Origin of the sequence: Burkholderia sp. HAN2018, assembly GCF_024704855.1 — a bacterium.
GTDB lineage: Bacteria > Pseudomonadota > Gammaproteobacteria > Burkholderiales > Burkholderiaceae > Burkholderia > Burkholderia cepacia.
Genome location: NZ_QOBB01000502.1, coordinates 1 through 1,273, shown reverse-complemented (window position 1 = coordinate 1,273; position 1,273 = coordinate 1). Strand labels below are relative to the sequence as shown.

The following is a 1,273-nucleotide window of genomic DNA, read 5'->3' as shown; positions in this document are numbered from 1 at the left end:
CGACGCGGGCACGCCGCAGCCGGCGCCGGCCGCGGCGCGCGACACGCAGCCGGGAGGCCGGCCATGAACGACACGCTGATCGCCATCGCGACGATCTTCAGCCAGTTGTCGCTGCTCGCATTCGGCGGCGGCAACACGATCCTGCCGGAGATGCAGCGGCAGGTCGTCGACGTCCATCACTGGATGAGCGCGCACGAGTTCACCGCGCTGTTCGCGCTGGCCCAGGCGGCGCCCGGGCCGAACATGATGATCGTGTCGCTGGTCGGCTGGCACGTGGCCGGCTGGAGCGGGCTGCTGGTCGCGTCGCTCGCGAAGTTCGGGCCGTCGTCGATCGTCACCGTGCTCGCGCTGCATGCGTGGGAGCGCTTTCGCGACCGGCCGTGGCGCCGCTACGTGCAGCAGGGGATGATGCCCGTCACGGCCGGGCTCGTCGCGGCGAGCGCGGTGCTGATCTCCGAGGCGTCGAACCGCACGGCGATCCAGTGGGGCATCACCGCCGCGTGCGCGGTGCTCGCGTGGCGCACGCGCATCCATCCGCTGTGGCTGCTCGCGGGCGGCGCGCTGATCGGGCTCACGGGCATCGGGCAATGACCGGCGCACGGTAACGTCCCGTGCGCCATACTGGCGCGAATCTTCACGGGAGGCTCGATGGATCTCGACGGCGCCAGCCGCAATCTCACTGTCGCCGCGTTGCTGACGCTGTCAGGCGGCTACCTCGACGCATACACGTACGTGGGCCACGGCCACGTGTTCGCGAACACGATGACGGGCAACGTCGCGCTGCTCGGCATCAACGTGTCGGCCGGCGAATGGGCGGCCGCGCTGCACCACGTGCCGCCGCTCGGCGGCTTCGTGGTCGCGGTGTTCGTCGCGCACCTGCTCGGCCTCGCCGCGCAGCGCGGCTGGATGCGGCATACCGCATTCGCGAGCCTGCTCGTCGAGATCGCCTTTCTCGGCGTCGCCGCGAGCGGGCTCGTCGGCGCGTCGAGCGCATGGCTGATTCCGGGCATTTCGTTCGTCGCGACGCTGCAGACGCTGTCGTTCACCCATCTCGAGGAACTGTCGTACACGTCGGTGATGACGACCGGCAACCTGCGCCGCGCCGCGCAGAAGCTGTTCGTCGGGCTGATCCCGCGCTACGACGCGGGCGCGCTGCACGACTCGGCGCTGCTCGCGACGATCAGCTTCTGCTTCCTGGCCGGCGCGGTGATCGGCGGCCTCGTCACGCGGCTCGTGCCGGAGCTCGCACTGTGGGGCGCCGTGCTGCTGCTCG

2 protein-coding genes are annotated in these 1,273 nt (G+C 70.9%); both read left to right on the top strand.

The window, feature by feature from the left end; all coding sequences use genetic code 11:
* Positions 1-63 precede the first annotated feature (63 nt).
* Positions 64-591, top strand: coding sequence for a chromate transporter (locus tag DPV74_RS41385; protein WP_043184629.1), 528 nt, complete (start codon positions 64-66; stop codon positions 589-591).
* 57 nt (positions 592-648) lie between these two features.
* A partial coding sequence (locus DPV74_RS41380; protein ID WP_162923337.1) for a YoaK family protein occupies positions 649-1,273 on the top strand: 625 nt, incomplete at its 3' end.

What these genes read in the sequence shown, in the direction of transcription:
- DPV74_RS41385 (WP_043184629.1), top strand. Translation starts at nt 64, where the DNA reads ATGAACGACACGCTGATCGCCATCGCGACGATCTTCAGCCAGTTGTCG.